This window comes from Corallococcus sp. CA041A (genome assembly GCF_003612075.1).
GTDB classification, from domain to species: Bacteria; Myxococcota; Myxococcia; order Myxococcales; family Myxococcaceae; genus Corallococcus; species Corallococcus exiguus.
The window spans coordinates 1-15714 of record NZ_RAWF01000233.1 but is presented as its reverse complement, the minus strand read 5'-3'; the positions used below and the strand labels follow the sequence as shown (position 1 = coordinate 15714).

14 protein-coding genes and 1 pseudogene are annotated in these 15714 nt (G+C 70.3%); 11 read left to right on the top strand and 4 right to left on the bottom strand.

The genetic code is table 11. The features are described 5' to 3' along the window. Both D7V77_RS31975 and D7V77_RS31970 read left to right on the top strand, forming a co-directional pair. Window positions 1-857, top strand: an 857-nt coding sequence (locus D7V77_RS31975) for a hypothetical protein (protein ID WP_120580066.1), incomplete at its 5' end; no start/stop codon positions are given. 76 nt (window positions 858-933) lie between these two features. Continuing rightward, complete coding sequence (locus D7V77_RS31970) at window positions 934-1326, top strand: hypothetical protein (protein ID WP_120580065.1); 393 nt, start codon at window positions 934-936, stop codon at window positions 1324-1326. Window positions 1327-1395: 69 nt separating this feature from the next. On the opposite strand, the gene D7V77_RS31965 is transcribed toward D7V77_RS31970, so the two are convergent. From D7V77_RS31965 to mprF, 3 genes are all read right to left on the bottom strand, one after another. Further along, the gene (locus tag D7V77_RS31965; RefSeq protein ID WP_120580064.1) at window positions 1396-2961 is read right to left on the bottom strand and encodes a carboxylesterase/lipase family protein; all 1566 of its coding nucleotides are present in this window, start codon (window positions 2959-2961) and stop codon (window positions 1396-1398) included. Window positions 2962-3097: 136 nt separating this feature from the next. Beyond that, window positions 3098-4642: a virulence factor family protein gene (locus D7V77_RS31960; RefSeq protein ID WP_120580063.1), complete on the bottom strand. Its 1545-nt coding sequence runs from the start codon at window positions 4640-4642 to the stop codon at window positions 3098-3100. After that, window positions 4639-7200 (bottom strand): bifunctional lysylphosphatidylglycerol flippase/synthetase MprF, encoded by a 2562-nt coding sequence (mprF, locus tag D7V77_RS31955; RefSeq protein ID WP_233597363.1) that lies wholly within the window; start codon window positions 7198-7200, stop codon window positions 4639-4641. Before mprF ends, D7V77_RS31960 begins: the two co-directional genes overlap by 4 nt. Window positions 7201-7612: 412 nt before the next feature. Here mprF and D7V77_RS46045 point away from each other — a divergent pair, with 412 nt between their 5' ends. The 9 genes from D7V77_RS46045 (at window position 7613) to D7V77_RS31915 (ending at window position 15503) form a co-directional block, all read left to right on the top strand. Beyond that, window positions 7613-7876, top strand: coding sequence for a hypothetical protein (locus tag D7V77_RS46045; RefSeq protein WP_368666216.1), 264 nt, complete (start codon window positions 7613-7615; stop codon window positions 7874-7876). A gap of 347 nt (window positions 7877-8223) precedes the next feature. Then, entirely contained in the window at window positions 8224-10401 is a 2178-nt protein-coding gene (locus tag D7V77_RS31945) for a methyl-accepting chemotaxis protein (protein ID WP_120580062.1), read from the top strand. A gap of 32 nt (window positions 10402-10433) precedes the next feature. After that, window positions 10434-10652: a hypothetical protein gene (locus D7V77_RS31940; protein ID WP_120580061.1), complete on the top strand. Its 219-nt coding sequence runs from the start codon at window positions 10434-10436 to the stop codon at window positions 10650-10652. A gap of 9 nt (window positions 10653-10661) precedes the next feature. Continuing rightward, window positions 10662-10820: a hypothetical protein gene (locus D7V77_RS43940; RefSeq protein ID WP_158624533.1), complete on the top strand. Its 159-nt coding sequence runs from the start codon at window positions 10662-10664 to the stop codon at window positions 10818-10820. 109 nt (window positions 10821-10929) lie between these two features. Beyond that, a complete protein-coding gene (locus tag D7V77_RS31935; RefSeq protein WP_120580060.1) occupies window positions 10930-11568 on the top strand; it encodes a hemolysin III family protein in 639 nt (212 codons plus the stop codon). Between the two features lie 8 nt (window positions 11569-11576). Beyond that, entirely contained in the window at window positions 11577-12494 is a 918-nt protein-coding gene (locus D7V77_RS31930) for a DUF6310 domain-containing protein (RefSeq protein ID WP_120580067.1), read from the top strand. Beyond that, window positions 12491-13246 (top strand): DUF5953 family protein, encoded by a 756-nt coding sequence (locus D7V77_RS31925; protein WP_120580059.1) that lies wholly within the window; start codon window positions 12491-12493, stop codon window positions 13244-13246. The genes D7V77_RS31930 and D7V77_RS31925 overlap by 4 nt, the downstream gene beginning before the upstream one ends. 98 nt (window positions 13247-13344) lie before the next feature. Beyond that, entirely contained in the window at window positions 13345-14583 is a 1239-nt protein-coding gene (locus tag D7V77_RS31920; protein WP_120580058.1) for an FAD-dependent oxidoreductase, read from the top strand. Window positions 14584-14714: 131 nt separating this feature from the next. Continuing rightward, window positions 14715-15503, top strand: a complete 789-nt coding sequence (locus tag D7V77_RS31915) for an SRPBCC family protein (RefSeq protein ID WP_120580057.1) — start codon at window positions 14715-14717, stop codon at window positions 15501-15503. A gap of 97 nt (window positions 15504-15600) precedes the next feature. Here D7V77_RS31915 and D7V77_RS31910 read toward each other — a convergent pair. After that, a pseudogene (locus D7V77_RS31910) lies at window positions 15601-15714 on the bottom strand (IS5/IS1182 family transposase); the annotation flags it as partial.

Below are 15714 nucleotides of genomic sequence, written 5' to 3'. Positions count from 1 at the left end.
GAGCTCCCACGCCCACGGCCACGCCCACCCAGGTGGGGACGTCCGGCACGGCGGTGCAGACGAACGGGAACACGGTGGCGGACTACCAGGTGGGTCCTCCCCGGCGTCCGGACATCCACCACGACAACGGCTTCCTGCAGAACCCCAACGACCCCAACGACCCGAACCCCATCCCCACGGAGAGCCCGGGGCTGAGTGACTACGCCGCGCGGGCCGAGTGGGAGGTCAAGCTCCGCGGAGCACGCGCCCTCCAGGGCGTTCCGGGCGTGCCGCACAACGACATCCCGGACGGCCTGGACACGTACGACCACTTCCTGCACGGCAACGGGGCGGACCGGCACTTCGACTACGAGCGCTTCGTCCGGACGGACCCCGCCGGACAGGCGGTGCTCACCAACTCCACGCGCGACACGCAGCAGGCGGCGGAGGCGACCTACAACCAGATGATCGCCCAGGACCCGTCGCTCGCGGGCAAGCCGGTGACGTTCCAGATTACCGGCTCGCAGATTGGCGTGGGCTCCAGCGAGCAGTTCCCCTACCCGGAGACGGAGAACTGGCAGAAGGCGATTGGCGGCCACAACGTCTGGAACAGCGCCACCGTGACGGTCTACCCGCCGGAGACGCCGGGCGGGAAGCCCCGCTTCGAGATGGACATGACGCTCCACGCGGAGGACCGCTACAACTTCAACCCGGGCCAGCAGGACATCAACACCGGCACGCCGGACGCGGCCAACGGCCGGCTGGAGCAGACGGGCCTGGGGCACCAGTACACCAACTACGGCACGCTCCAGCGGCACGTGACGTGGGACCAGGGGAGCCCCGAGAATGCGACGTCGCGTCCCATCGGTGGCCGTTAGGCGCACGCTGGCTACCACCCTGCTCGCGGGGTGTGTTTCGCTGGCCTGCGACAAGCCCTCAGGGGGGAATGCATCCATGACGACAGAGACGGCCGCGCCTGCGGCGAAGACGGGAACGGACCTGGAGACGCTGGAGAAGGTGGTGACGCTGCCGCGCCGCCCCCAGGCGGTGCAGTGGCGCCAGTCTCCGCGCGGCATCCAGGGCGGGCTGGGCCCCACGGACACGCAGTTCCTCGCGGTGCTGGAGTACCCGGCGGCGGAGGCCCAGGCGCTCCAGGCCGCGCTGAAGCCCACGCGGCTGACGGTGAAGGTGGATGACGGTGGGTGGCTGCCGGAGGCCACGAAGGAGGCCCTGAAGGGCGCCACCGCCTACGACGCGGCGCCCTTCTTCAAGGGCTCGCTGCGCCAGGGCACCGTGTTCCAGCTGCCCCAGTCGAGCACCTTCGTGCTGGTGCTCTTCAGCAGCTAGAAGTCCGCGCGAAAAGCAGCAAGGGCCCGGCCGCGAGCACTCGCGCCCGGGCCCTTCTCTTTTCAGGGGCTACGTCGTGCCTTCGGGCCGGTTCTTCTTCTGGGGCGAGGCCCCCGTGTGGCGGACGTTGCCGCGGGTGTCGTGCTTCCCGCCCGAGCGGCTGTCCGCGCTGTTGATGATGGCGCTCGCGAGCAGGAAGGCGTTGAGGCGCAGCTGCATGAAGTTGTGCTCCACCTTCGGCGGCTGCTGCATGCGCAGGGTGCGGTCCTCACCCGGCTGGTGCTTCGGCCACTCGGTCGCGGACGCGGGCGCTCCGGTGCGGGCGAACTGGAGCATCCAGTTGCTCACCTGGCGCGAGTACGCGCGGTCCTCGTCCGAGAGCACGTCCTGGGTGGGCGGGCAGCGGGCCACCGTGTCCAGGAAGTACGGGACGTCCGAGCCGTGCGGGACGCCGTCGGGGAACTCCGGGCGCAGCTCGGTGGCCGTGTACTCGAAGTAGAAGCGCCACGCGTCGGAGACCTTGAGGTGCAGGTCCGCGACCTGCCGCGGAATCAGCGTGAAGACGATGTCCCGGCACACCTGCCGCGCCAGCTCCTCGTCCGGTGACACGCCCGGGTAGAGCAGGCCGATGGGGACGTTGTTGTCCCGGAGGGCCTGGAGGATCTCCATGGGGTCGCGGCCCATGGCCTCCATCACGCTCACGTCATCGCTGGTGCTGCCCAGGATGAGCGGCACGCGCGCCTGCTGCTGCGCCTTGAAGGTGGACAGGATGGACTGGGGCAGCACCGTGTCGCCGCACACGGCCACCGGCGCCAGCGAGTGCTCTGGCGGCTGCTGCCAGAAGGACTCCGCGGGCAGCTGGCGCATGCGCTCCGGCGTCGCGGCCCCGTCCGCCACGCCCATGCCGCGGATCAACGCCTCGCCCTTGAGCTGCGCCTGCGCCAACGGCATCTCGTCCAGGCCGTACACGCTCATCGCCACACCCCGGTGGAACAGGGGCTTCGCGGCATCCATGCAGAAGAGGGCCAGCACGCTCTTGGCGCCCGCGGATTGGCCCATGAGGGTGACGTTGCCCGCGTCCCCGCCGAACTTCGCGATGTTGCGGTTCACCCACTGGAGCGCGGCGACCTGATCCAACAGGCCGAAGTTGGCCGCGCCGCCGCCCGGCTCCTTCTGGAGCGCCGGATGGGCCAGGAAGCCCAGGTGGCCCAGGCGGTAGTTGATCGTGACGAGGATGGCGTCACGGGACGCCATGGGCACGCCGTCGTACGGGGGCAGGCCGCTCGCGCCAAGCACATACGCGCCGCCGTGGATCCACACGATGACGGGCAGCTTCGCCTGGGGGTCCACGCGAGGCGTCCAGACATTGAGATAAAGACAATCCTCACCCATCGGATACGGGTCACCGCCGCCGCCCGCGATGCAGCCTTCGCGAGACTGGAGCGAGGACTTGCCGAACGTGGACGCCTGCCGGATGTTCTTCCAGGGCACGACCGGGGCGGGAGGACGCCACCGCAGCGCGCCCACGGGAGGCTGGGCGTAGGGAATTCCCTTGAAGGCATACACCCCTTCCTCGACGACGCCTTGGAGCTGTCCTTCGACCGTGCTGACGACGGGAGCCGACTGCTGGACCATTTTTGGAACCCCCCACGAGACCCGGCGCCAGGGCCGGGCCGGTGCGAAGTAGAGGTTTCGCCCATGCGAGTCAATGCATTGGGCCTCAAAGGCAATCACCCGTCCGCCAGCCGACGAGCCCCCAGACTCCGGAGCATCAGGGCAATGCCATACCGAGTTCCCGCAGGACGGCCCGGGTGATGGCTGCGTAGTCCCCGTCGAAGTGATGTCCACCCTTGAGCAGTACCGCGCGCGCGCCGGGCACGCCGGACAGCATGGGGCAGAGGCTGTCGGACAGCTCCTCGTCACCGTAGACGCAGAGCACGGGCGTCCCCTTCAGGGCCTGCACGTCCGGGAGCACCGCGGCCGTGGGCCGGCCCTTGCCGCCGAAGATGTCCGTGACGTGCACCTCGAACTCCGCCTCCTTGCCGGGCGCGAGCAGCACGGCCATCCGCACGCGCTCGCGCAAATCCTCCGGCAGGCGCGCGGTGATGGCCGGCACCACGTCCGCGCCACGCGAGTAGCCCAGCAACACCACGCGCTGCTTGCCCCACGCGGACAGGTAGTGGCGCAGCGCTCGGGCCACGTCCGCGGAGGTCTGCTCCGGCGTGCGGCGCTTCCAGAAGTAGCGCAGCGAGTTGAAGCCCACGACGGGGATGCCCTGCGCGGCGAGCGACTCGGAGACCGTCTGGTCCAGGCTGGCCCAGCCGCCATCGCCGGTGACGAAGAGTGCCAGCGTGTCGCCCGGGACATCCGACGTCGCGGGGACCTCCACCAGCGGCAGGCCCTCCACCGACGTGTCCCCGGAGAGCCCCTGGGTGCCCGCGTCTGGAGGCGACGCTGGCGTGGAGACCGGCGTCAGCGCTTCCGATGGGAGCGGCGCGGCGGCGGCGTCATGCGCGGCCAGCAGCGCCCCCTGCCATGCGTCCACCGGCATGCGGGCCAATCCCGGCCCCGGCACCGTCAGCACGCGGGCCGTCGTCAGCGAGCGGGTGAAGTCGTGCGCGGCCTTCACCGGATGGACCGGATCATGCTCCGCGCCGAGCAGCACCCACGGTTGATACAGCGCACGCGCCGGGGCCAGCCGCTCGCGCCTGTCTTTGTCCGCGCGTGAGCGCACGAGCTCCGCGCCCGGACAGAAGGCCACGGAGGTCGTCACCTCCGGCGTGAAGTCCACGCTCACCGCGCCCCGGAACGTGCCCGGAGGAGCCTGGGCCAGCGCCGCGTAGGCCAGCGCCGCGCCCGTGCCGTCCCCCACGAGGACGGGGTGCAGGTACTCGGGCAGCTCCGCGTGCCGCTGGTAGCCCTGGCTCAGGACCTCCAGGTCGCCCGCCGGATAAGCGCACCGGGTGCCCTTCTCCAAAGCGCGCAGCCAGGCCCCGGCGTCCACCCCGAGCACCAGCGCGCCGTGCGAGGCCAGCGCCGTGGACAGCTCCAGCGCCCTGCCCTTTTCCGCGGGCCCATCCGCCAGCAGGAGCACCACCGTCCCGGGCCTCCCCGGGGGCGTCACCACCGTGACATGGCCAAAGCGGCCCCCGATGTGCCGCGTCTCCACGCGCGGCGCGACGGGAGGCTGGGGCGCGGGGACCGCCACCGGGGCCGGAGCGACGGAGGGCGCCGCGCACGTGCGCGACCACGGGATGAGCGCCAGCGCCAGCACGAGCACGGCCCCCACCAGGAACCACTTCGCGCGCTTCCTCATCTCGCCACCACGCCGCCCAGCCCGCGCGACACCAGCGACGCCACGCCCGCGAGCACGCCCGGCAGCGCGAGCCCGCCCGGCGAAGCCAGGTAGCGCGGCGCCCAGTCCGGACGGAACTTCTCCTTGTACTGGCGCAGCCCCTGGAAGTTGTAGAAGTGCTCGCCGTGCCGGAACAGGAGCGCGCCCAGCCGGTTCCACATGGGCGCGAGCGCGCGTGCCTCGAAGCCGCTGAAAGGCGCCATGCCCAGGTTGAAGCGCAGGAAGCCCTGCCCCCGGCCCCACAGCATCAGCGACGTGAAGAGGAAGTCCATGGCCCCATGGGGACTGCCCGGCTGGTAGCGCATGAGGTCCACGCTCAGCTCCTCCTTCGTGTCCGGAGCCCACACGTTGGCGAAGCCCATGAGCACGCCGCTCCGGCGCACCAGCGCCACCGGCCCCTGCTCCAGGTAGCGCGGTGAGAAACAGCCCAGGCTGAAGCCCTTCTCACGCGTGTGCTTCTCCGCGAGCCACGCGTCGGAGATGGCCCGCAGCTGGGGCATCAGCTCCGGCACGGCCTCGCGCGGTTGCACCTCGAAGGTCCAGCCCTCGCGCTCCATGCGGTGCATGCCATGGCGCAGGCCCCGGCGCTCCGGCCCCTCCAGGTTGAAGTCCTGGAGCGGCACGGTGGCCTCCTCGCCCAACTTGAGCAGCGTGAGCCCCAGGTCCAGGTAACGCGGCAGCGCGCCCGGCCCCACCTGGTAGAAGCACGCCCAGCCGTGGTGCCGGTCCGCCATTTCGAGGAAGCGCCACGCCAGCTCCGTCGCCGCGTCCGGCGGCCCCACCGGGTCACCCATGGACACCCACGCCCGCCCCGACACGCCGTACATGAGGAACGCGGTGCCCGCGTCGTTGAGCAGCAGGGACTTGTCCCCCACCAGCGCCAGCGAGGCCATGGACTCCGGGGCGCTCGCCACCAGGGGACGCACCCGTTGCAACTCCTCCACCGTCGGCGGATGCGTGCGCGGCGACGCCGGCCGCAGGAGCGCGGCCAGCCCCGCCACGATGGTCGCCCCCAGCACGCCCACGCTGGCGCGCAGGAAGCGCGGCGCGTTGCCTGAGAAGGCGAAGTGCCACCAGAGGTCGTTGCGGTACTCGACGTGCCGGTAGGAGAAGAACCCCAACCATACCGACGCGCCCACCACCGCCACCGTGGCCAGGAGCCACCCGGGGCTGAAGGCCTCCGCGAACAGAGACGTGTGCCGGTAGAACTGCTGATGGAACGGCGCCAGCGCCGCGGCCAGGACGAGCAGCAGCGTGGCCTCCTCGTAGTCCACGCCCTTCACCACGGAGAACACCGCGCCCGCCACCAGCAGCACCTGCGTCAGCACATAGGCCGCGTCCAGGCGCCGCTGGAGCCCGCGAGCGAGCAGGAGCAGCGACACGCCCACCAGGCTGCCCAGCAGATGCGACACCTCCAGGAGCGGCAGCGGCACCAGCCGGCGGAGCAGCGCCAGCCGCTCGGCGACGGGCGGAGTCGCGCCAGAGAAGAGCAGCACCGTGCCCGCCACGAACGCCACCGCCGACGCGACCCACGGCACCACCGGCGCGAACGAGCTGTGCACCACCTTCGCCAGCCGCGTGAGGTGGTGACGGCGCTGGAGCAACTCATGTCCCGCGAGCAGCAGCGCCGCCACCGTGAAGGGCAGCAGGTAGTAGACGAGCCGGTACACCAGCAGCACGCCCACGACCTGCGGCGCGGGCACGCGGGGCGTGAGCGCGGAGAGCATCACCGTCTCGAAGACGCCCAGGCCCGCGGGCACCTGGCTGGCGATGCCCGCCAGCTGCGCCAGCGCGAACAGCGCCGTGAGCGACGGCAGCGACACGCTGTCCGGGGGCAGCAGCACCCACAACACCGCCGCCGCCAGCGCCCAGTCCCCGCACGACACCACCAGTTGGGCCAGTGCCCGCGCGGGCGTGGGCAACGTCCACTCCAGGCCGCGAATACGCAGCGGCTTGCGCACGGTGGCGCACGCCACGAAATAGCCCACGAGCAGCAAACCCAGCGCGGCCCCCACTCCGTGCGCCACGGGCGTGGACAGGGACAGCACCCCACCCCCGCCCTCCAGGAGCAACGACGCGCCGGTGACGGCGGCCAGGCCCAGCCAGAACGTGAGCGCGTTGAACGCGGACACCCGCGCGACGTCCAGCGCGGTGAGCCCCCACGCGGAGTACAGCCGGTAGCGCACCGAGCCGCCGCTCAGGAACGACGCGCCCAGGTTGTGCCCGAAGGCGTAGCCCACGAAGGATGTGAACCCCACGCGCGAATAGGGGATCCGGTGCCCCGCGTGCCCCAACGCCAGCACGTCGTACAGCGTGAGCGCCGCGTAGTTCACGACCGTCACGGCCAGGGCCAGGAGGATGCGACTCGCCGTCACGGCCGCGAGCCCCGCGCTCACGTCCTCGCGGCGGTAGTGCGACAGCTCGCGGTGCAGCACGTACGCCGCCACGCACAGCAGCAGCAATGGCAGTGCGGTGGTGAGGACTCTCTGGACCTTCGACATGCCAGGAGGACGCAGCATCCGGCGTGCCATGCCTCAGGAGGAGAAGACGCGGGGGCAGTCCTCCGCCCGAAAGGCCCCAGCTGGGGCAATTCGCCCCACCTTCCCGGGAGGACCAGGCAGGCGTCGCGCCCCTGGAGCGACCGTGCCGGAATGACTGCGTTAGCGTGGATGAGGACTCAACACCCGAGCCAGGAAGACACCTTGGTCTACGACGTGATCATCGCGGGGGCCGGCCCGGTCGGCCTGTTCCTGGCCTGTGAGCTGCGGCTCGCGAAGCGCACCGTGCTGGTGCTTGAACAAGCGGAGGATCCGCACTCCCCCCTGAAGCGGCTCCCGTTTGGAAGGCGAGGACTCTGGGGCCCCAGCATCGAAGCGTTCCACCGGCGCGGACTGCTGGAAGCCATCGCGTCGACCCCTCGCGCCGGCGCGGGTGCCCGTGGCCAACCGGGCCTCGGCTCCCCGGCCCGGCCGACATGCAGCTGGGAAGCGAAACGGAGCATCTCGAGCGCGTCATCGCCGCTCACGCACAAGCCCTGGGCACGGAGTCAGGAATCGCCTGGGACTGAGCGCGGTGCTCGTGCGTCCGGATGGGTTCGTGGCCTGGGCGAGCGATACGACCCCAAGTCCCGAGGAGCTCACCCGAGCCGCGGCCAGGTGGTTCACGCCCCGCGAGCACCGCGCATCCCTGTACTGAAGCCACGCATGGGACCTGGGTACAGGCGGACCAGGAGTCCGTCCTCGCACCGTCGCAGGCGGCGCCATGCCGGGCCCTCGCAAGCCCGTCCCCCTTCGGGACACGCGGGCCCTCCACGCCCGGAAGCCAGGGCTCCCCAGAGGAGCAGCGGACCCCCGGGGTAGGGTTCCGAGACAGGACCGGGGGTCACGCCGATCCTGAGAACAATTTCATGTTTTACGATTCTATCCGGTCCGCTCCGTCTGTTTTGTGAACAGCGAGTGAAACGCAGCGGCCGGAGGCACGGCGGGGAGGCATGAGGGACCCATTTTACTTTTGACCCCCTCGCGCTGGAGCATGTGTCTCGAATGCGTCGCTCCCGTGTCTTCGCTCTCGACTTACAGCTCCGGCTCACTCCCTTCCGCGGCTCCCGGAAGGCCCTCTTCTCGCGGCTCGCGGGCGTGGGGGCCGTGCTGCTGATGCTCCTCGCGTTCGCGCCCGCCGCCCGGGCGGAGGCCGCTGGGACAACGGCCGCCCAGCCCGCGCTCGACGGGTGGCGCTATCGCTGGGGAGACTCGCCGCTGGAGCCTGACGGCGTCCCCACGTGGGCGACGGAGCCGGAGGACGCGGCGGGCTGGCAGGCCATGACCGCGCTCCAGGAGCCGCCGGGCCGCGGGACGAACACCTTCCTCTGGCTGAGCATCCCCGTGCCCCAGGGCCCGTGGCTGGAGCCCGCCCTCTTCCTGGGCAACGTGGCCAACGCCTTCGAGGTCTACGCAGACGGCCAGCGCGTCCACGCCAGCGGGACGCTGGCCCCCAACGGCCAGGAGATCATGGAGAACATGGTCTGGCACCTGGTGCCCGTGCCGCCCGCGTCCCTGGGCCATCGCGTGCTCCTGCGCATCCAGGCGCATGGGCCCGCCATCGGCGTCACGCGCGACGCGAAGGTGGGCTCGCGCCAGGAGCTGCTCGCGGAGGTGACGCGCCTGGGACTGGCGCCCTTCGTCATGGGGACGCTGCTGGTGGGCATTGGCGCGGTGTCGCTGTTCGCCGCCCTCCTGCGCCGCCAGGGGCGGATGCTCGCCGCGCTGACCGTGTTCTCCGCGGGCTCGGGCGCGCTGCTGCTGGGCTCCAGCGGCCTGTTCCCGGCGCTCTGGGGCAAGGCGGCCACCGGCAGCGTCCTCACGCTGCTGGGCTCGTACGCCATCCTGCCCGCCCTGGCGTGGTTCATCTCCGATACGGTGGGCACGGACAAGCTGCGCTGGTTCCGCCGGGGCGCGGCGGTCGTCACCGTGCCGGCCATCCTCCAGGCGATCATCGTGGTGATGGACCTGGGCTCCGCATGGCGGCTGCTGTCCGCCTTCATCCTCTACTCGCTGCCCGGACTGCTGGTGTGCGTGGGGGTCGCGGTGGTCGAGGCCCTCAAGGGGAACAAGGACGCGCGCATCTTCGTCGCGGGCCTGGGGGTCCTCACCTTCGTGCTCCTGCTCAGCACCCTGCCGATGCTGGGCCTGATGGAGGCCACCGACAGTCAGGTGCACTGGGGGTTCTTCGCGCTCACGCTGTCGCTCGTGGCCATCGTGGCGCGGCGCTCCGCGGAGGTGGTGCGCTCGCTGGCGGAGTACACGCACCAGTTGGACGCGCGCCGCAAGGACGTGCGCCTGCTGGCCGAGGGCATGGGCCGCGGCGCGGACGAGCTCGCCGCCGTCGTACAGCAGCTGCACACCTCCAGCGAGGAGCAGACCGTGGGCATCAGCCGCCAGGCCGCCGCGCTGCGCGAGCTGGAGCAGACGGTGGAGGAGATCCGCCAGGGCTCGCACCTGACGGCGGACAAGGCGCGGGTGCTCGCGGCGTCCGCGGAGAGCGCGGAGGCGGTGGGGCGCGAGGGTGGCGCCGCCCTGGAGCGCACGCTGACGGACCTGGCCGCCATCCGCACGGAGGTGTCGGGGATGGCCTCGCGCATCCTCGCGCTCGACGAGCGCACCCGCGAGGTGTCCAGCATCGTCGACGACGTGAAGACGCTGGCGGACCAGTCCAACATGCTGGCCATCAACGCGGCCATCGAGGCGGTGCGCAACGGCGACAGCGGCAAGGGCTTTGGCGTGGTGGCCAAGGAGATGCGCCGGCTGGCGGACCAGTCCATCCGCGCCACCGAGCGCATCCGCGACGTGCTCGACGGCGTGAGCATGAGCATGCGCGAGGCCGCGCAGATGAGCGAACAGGGCGAGGCGCGCGTGCAGGTGAGCCTGGACGCCGTCCGCGGCTCCGGCGCGCAGCTGCAGAAGCTGACGAGCATCATCGGCGACACCACCGGCAGCGTGAGGCAGATCACCCAGGCCGTGGCGCAGCAGGACTCGGGCACGCATCAGATTGCCCAGGCCATCCAGGAGCTGTCCGGCCAGATGCAGCGCACGCTCCAGGCCGTGGAGGAGACGCGCACCGTCACGCACTCCGTGCAGACGCTGGCGGAGGTCATGTCGGGGGCCGCGAGCAAGGCGCTCCGCTCCGGCACGTTGGACGACCAGCAGAAGCCCGCGGCGGCGTGAAGCCCGGGCCCGGCCCGGCTACACTCCGGGCCATGGTGCCCCTGACCGACCACTCCGGGCTGTCCCCCGAGCGGCGCGCCGCCCTGGAGCGGCAGCTCGCGCCGCTCACGCTGCTCCAGGACGTGGTCCGCTGGGGCTTCGCGAGCCACCCGCCGCGCGACGTGGCGGCGGTGGTGGTCCAGGACGAGTTCACCCACGACGTGGTGCTGCCCTGGGAAGAGGAGCGCTACCTCGTCTTCGACACCACCTGACTGGGCGGAGTGACCTCGGTCTCCGTGTGGGACCGCTGCCCTACCGCCGATGAGTTGCTGGACGCGAGGCTGCGCGCCGGCTGGACGCCCACGCCGACGAGCACCGTCGACGGGGACGTCATCCTGGGCCACGCCGCGTGCCGGGCTCCGTCCAGGGCCGCGCGCTGACGTCCTGGCGACACTCGTCCGGGGCGATGCGTGGAGAACGCGACGCCCTGGGCGAAAAGGCGCGCGGGCGCTGACGAAGCCATGACGTGCGGGAAGTACGAGCACCGCCATGGAAGAGAGCCTGAAGCCCCGGTTGCGCGGCCTGTCCCACGTCATCGCGTTCGTGGCGGCGCTGGTGGGCTGCGTGAGGATGACGCAGCTGCCGGTGCACGGCGTGCAGTACGCGGCGAACCTGGTGTTTGGCGGCAGCATGGTGCTGATGTTCGGAGTGAGTGGGGGCTACCACTGGCCCACCTGGAGCGCGGCGACGTACCAGCGGATCCGCCGGTTCGACCACGCGGCCATCTTCATCCTCATCGCGGGGAGCTTCACGCCGCTGGCGACGTTGGACCCCATGGGGGGCCTGAGTCAGCGGCTGCTCTGGGTGATGTGGGGCGCGGCGCTGACGGGAGCCACGCTGACGCTCGCGGGAATCTCCGCGTCGCGAGGCCTGCGCTCGGGGCTCTACGTGGCGCTGGGCTGCGTGGCGGCCCCGGTGTTCTGGAACCTGCCCGGGGTGATGGGCCAGGGCCGCGTGGGATGGCTCTTCTTCGGGGCCATGCTCTACGCCGTGGGCGCGGTGGTGTACGCGCGCCGTTGGCCGGATCCCATCCCCCACGTCTTCGGCTACCACGAAGTGTTCCACGTCATGGTCGTCGCCGCGGCCGCCACGCACTACGCTGTGCTGCTGGACTTCGTGGGGCGTTGACCGTGGCCATGCGTTTGCGCGCGTGCATCGCAATTCTGCTGTTCATTTCGGGCTGTGCCGCGACGGAGCCCATCACGAAGGAGCCCGCGGCCCGCGGCCGACGGAGTGCCAACCTCCAGCGAGCGGCGGCGCTGCCCTGGAGGGACGGTGGGCGGTGCGTCGTTCGCGAAGCGTCCCAGCCTTGGCCCGTGCTGGTGGAGCGGTGCTATCCGGCGCTCGACCAGGGCCGGGTCGAGTTCCACGACACCACGGGAAGATGCACGGTCGCCTCCGCTGACGCCGCGACCCTGGGACTCGGGGTCTGTGTGCTGGCGGCTCCTGAGATTGCCGTGGGAGCCGTGATCGTCCTGGGCGTGGTGGTGGTCGGCGTCGCCATCAAGGAGGAGTTTGATGCGTATGAGCTACGCCACCTCTATCCCGAGGAAGCAGGGGCCTCACGAGGAACGAGGGTCGCGTCCCGAGATGCTGTAGCGAAGCCGGAGCCCAAGTTGGAACCGGAGCCAGCTGGCCAAGGCAGACAGCCCCCGGTGCCACCTGTGCCCGTGGACCGGACGCGGCGCGCCAGCTGCGAGCCGGTTCCAGTGCCGCGCGCATCCAAGGATGGGCCACACAACGAGTGCGCCGACAGGTTCCCACCGAACCGTTATCCCGGAATGGACGTGAGCGTGGGCGGGGTGCGCTTCGATGCGCTACAAGTCGGCGCGTGGGTGCTCTGGGAAATCAAGACCCACCAGTTTGATTCATACAACATCTTCATTCAGGTTCAAGAGATTGAAGATGAACTCAAACAACTAACGAAGGAGCGCGACATTGCACTGGCCTGTGGATATGAATTCTTCGTTGGCGTGAGCACTGAAGCGCACAAGCTCGCACTGCTCAAGCAGGACTCCACCTTCAAGGTCGTTGTCACGGGGTGCGAAAGATGACCGCTCAAGGCCCCCTCCTTCTCAACATCTATGCGCCTGCGCTTGTGGGCGACGACAACCGCACGCTCGCGGCAGTCCACGGCCTGGAACGCGCGTTGCCCGGATTGCGCATGGACTGGAGAGTGACGGAGAAGCGACAGCTTGCTGTCGTGCCACAGCGCGATGCGTGGTTGGCCCAGGAGGCAGCGCGTGGCGAGTTCCCTTTTATATGTAACGGTGACGAGCGTTATCCCGTGATGGTTTCCGGGCACAATCGATCCGTATCTGCAAGCCCTCGCGGCGAGCCGCAATTCCAGCTCCATGCGAAGCTGCCCCTGGACGCGGCCGTCCTCTCGGCAGCGGCGAATGTGCTTGAAGCCTTGGCGGAGAGTGCAAACGCATTCTGGGGACAAGCAACGCCAGACGGAGCTGCGGTGGACATCGCGTATCAGACAGCCCCCACGCTGGAAGGACCACCGTCTCCACGCCGGGGGTTGCCCGCCCTGAAGCTCTTCGAGCACATTCGCTCGCCCGAGATTCCCTATTACCTCGGGTGGCTGAACTACTGGTCGGAGGCTTCCGCGCGGGCCATCGGGTTCCCGGATCCTGCTCGCGACACCGAATGGCTCTCACGGTCGCGGCGCACGGCGACGGGCGGGTGGATCGTGCAGCTCACCGAGGCGCCCCTCGACCTGGACGACCCCGCCCATCTGACAGCGCTCAAGCGGGCCTACGAGCGCTTCCCCGAAATCGGCGGGCGCGGGGTGCCGTGAACTGCGTGATGAGTGTCGGACGCCGCACGCCGCATCGGCCGCCACTCCAGGTGCCACGCCCCATGGCGGGATGAACCCTTCCTCGAGGAGGCACCACCATGGCCGACCCGGCGATCACCACACAGTGCTGCATCGCGGGCGGAGGGCCGGCGGGAATGATGCTGGGGCTGCTGCTGGCCCGGGCCGGAGTGGAGGTAACGGTGCTGGAGAAGCATGCGGACTTCCTCCGCGACTTCCGGGGCGACACGCTCCACCCGTCCACGCTGGAGCTGATGCACGAGTTGGGCTGGCTGGACGAGCTGCTCGCCCTCCCCCACTCGAAGATGTTGGACCTGCGCTTCCAGGTCGGCGAACACGAGGTCACCGTGGGTGACTTCCGCCACCTCCCCACGCACGCGCGCTATCTGGCCTTCATGCCGCAGTGGGACCTGCTCGACTTCATCGCGCGCAAAGCCGCCATGTACCCGACCTTCCAGCTCCTCCGCCGCACGGAGGCAACGGACCTCGTGCGCGACCATGGCCAGGTTGTCGGAGTCCGCGCACGGACGCCGGAAGGCCCGCTGGAGGTGCGCGCGTCGCTGGTGGTGGCGGCGGACGGCCGGAAGTCCACGCTGCGTCAGCAGTCCGGCCTGGAGGTCCAGAACCTGGGCGCCCCCATGGACGTGCTCTGGTTCCGCGTGTCGCGCAGACCTGACGATCCCAGCCCACCCCTGGGCCACTTCGAGCGCGGAGCGCTCTTCCTGCTCATCAACCGGGGCGACCAGTGGCAGTGCGGCCGGGTCATCCCCAAGGGCGGCATCGCGTCCGTCCAGGCGCGCGGCCTGGAGGCCTTCCGGGCCGAACTCGTGAAACAGGCGCCGTTCCTCGCCGACCGAGCTGGTGAAATCCGAAGCTGGGACGACGTGAAGCTGCTGACCGTGCGAGTGGATCGGCTGCGCACCTGGTATCAGCCCGGCCTGCTGTGCATTGGCGACGCGGCGCACGCGATGTCGCCCGTGGGCGGCGTGGGCATCAACCTGGCGGTGCAGGATGCCGTGGCCACCGCCAACCTGCTCGCGGGCCCCCTGCTCGCCCGCCGTGTCACGACCGAGGACCTGCGCCGCGTCCAGCAGCGCCGCGAGTTCCCCACCCGTCTCACCCAGCGGGCGCAGGTGCTCATCCAGAACCGCGTGGTGGACCCGGCGCTCCGGAAGCGCGCCTTCAGCAACGGTCGGCTGCCCCTGAGCCTCCAGCTGGTGAAGCGCATCCCCGCGCTGCGCCGCATCCCCGCGCGCCTGATAGGCCTGGGCGTCCGCCCCGAGCACATCCACACGCCGGCCGCTTCACCCCTTCACTGAGGACCGCCGGAGCGCTGGTTCCCCCGCCCCGGTTCCAGGCACGGTTGTCCTGGCGCATCCCACCCCAAAACTTCGCGGGAAGTGCCTGACGCCCGTGCATCACCCTCCTGCGCGTCAGGCCTGGAGGAACCATGACGAGCTCACGAACGACAGCCCTGCGGGAAGTCCGCTCCCAGGCCACCGAGGAACTCCGCTCGGGCCAATGGAAGCTGACCGCCGCGGTGGTGGTCGCGGGGACGATGATGTCCGTGGGGATGAAACGCCGCTCGCTCGGGGGCACGGTGGTGGCCCTGGCCGGCGGCGCCGTGCTCTATGGGGGCCTGCAATCCCAGCGGCGTGCTCTCGCCTCGGTCGCTCGGAAGGCCCGCCGCGCATTGACAGGCAAGGAAGCGAGGCATGGACAGCTCATCGAAGTGGAGCACACGCTCACGGTGGGACGTCCGGTGGAGGAGCTCTACCGCCTGTGGCGTGAACCCTCCACGCTGAGCCGCCTGATGGAGCACTTCGCGGAGGTCACGCCCACGGCCGGTGACGGCCGGCACTTCCGGATCCACGGGCCGCTGGGGCGCGAGGTGAGCTGGGACTCGCGCCTCGTGGAGGAACGCGCGCCGGAGTTCCACAGCTGGGAGTCCACGGAGGACAGCCCCGTGAAGACGCGAGGGTGGGTGCGCTTCCAGCCCGCTCCGAACGGGGGCACGGAAGTGACATTGCACCAGGCCTTCTCGCCCCCGGGCGGAGCGCTGGGCGAGGCGCTGGCGAAGCGGATGCGTGGCGTCCCCGCCATGCAGGTGAGGAAGGTGCTGCGCAGCTTCAAGAGCCTGGCGGAGACCGGGGAGATTCCCACGGAGGACGCGCCGAAGGGCTACGGGTTCTTCAAGCAGAAGGTGGATGGCTACGTGCGGAACGTGTTCACTTCTTGAGCCGCGGGCGTCCTGCCCTTCCCACAACTCAACACCCGTGCGAGGGGCGGATCCGTCCGTCATCGCCGGACAGCGAAGAGGCCCCTAGGGGGTGTCCCTAATTAAGCCAAAGCATCATGCAGGCCAGGTGGAGGACCGCCAGGTAGTTGGTGGCGGTCTTCTCGTAGCGGGTGGCCACGGCGCGGAAGCGCTTGAGGCGGTGGAACATGCA

Coding starts and splice junctions, on each gene's coding strand:
- D7V77_RS31970 (WP_120580065.1), top strand. CDS start 934: ATGACGACAGAGACGGCCGCGCCTGCGGCGAAGACGGGAACGGACCTG.
- D7V77_RS31965 (WP_120580064.1), bottom strand. CDS start 2,961: ATGGTCCAGCAGTCGGCTCCCGTCGTCAGCACGGTCGAAGGACAGCTC.
- D7V77_RS31960 (WP_120580063.1), bottom strand. CDS start 4,642: ATGAGGAAGCGCGCGAAGTGGTTCCTGGTGGGGGCCGTGCTCGTGCTG.
- mprF (WP_233597363.1), bottom strand. CDS start 7,200: ATGCTGCGTCCTCCTGGCATGTCGAAGGTCCAGAGAGTCCTCACCACC.
- D7V77_RS31945 (WP_120580062.1), top strand. CDS start 8,224: ATGCGTCGCTCCCGTGTCTTCGCTCTCGACTTACAGCTCCGGCTCACT.
- D7V77_RS31940 (WP_120580061.1), top strand. CDS start 10,434: ATGGTGCCCCTGACCGACCACTCCGGGCTGTCCCCCGAGCGGCGCGCC.
- D7V77_RS31935 (WP_120580060.1), top strand. CDS start 10,930: ATGGAAGAGAGCCTGAAGCCCCGGTTGCGCGGCCTGTCCCACGTCATC.
- D7V77_RS31930 (WP_120580067.1), top strand. CDS start 11,577: ATGCGTTTGCGCGCGTGCATCGCAATTCTGCTGTTCATTTCGGGCTGT.
- D7V77_RS31925 (WP_120580059.1), top strand. CDS start 12,491: ATGACCGCTCAAGGCCCCCTCCTTCTCAACATCTATGCGCCTGCGCTT.
- D7V77_RS31920 (WP_120580058.1), top strand. CDS start 13,345: ATGGCCGACCCGGCGATCACCACACAGTGCTGCATCGCGGGCGGAGGG.
- D7V77_RS31915 (WP_120580057.1), top strand. CDS start 14,715: ATGACGAGCTCACGAACGACAGCCCTGCGGGAAGTCCGCTCCCAGGCC.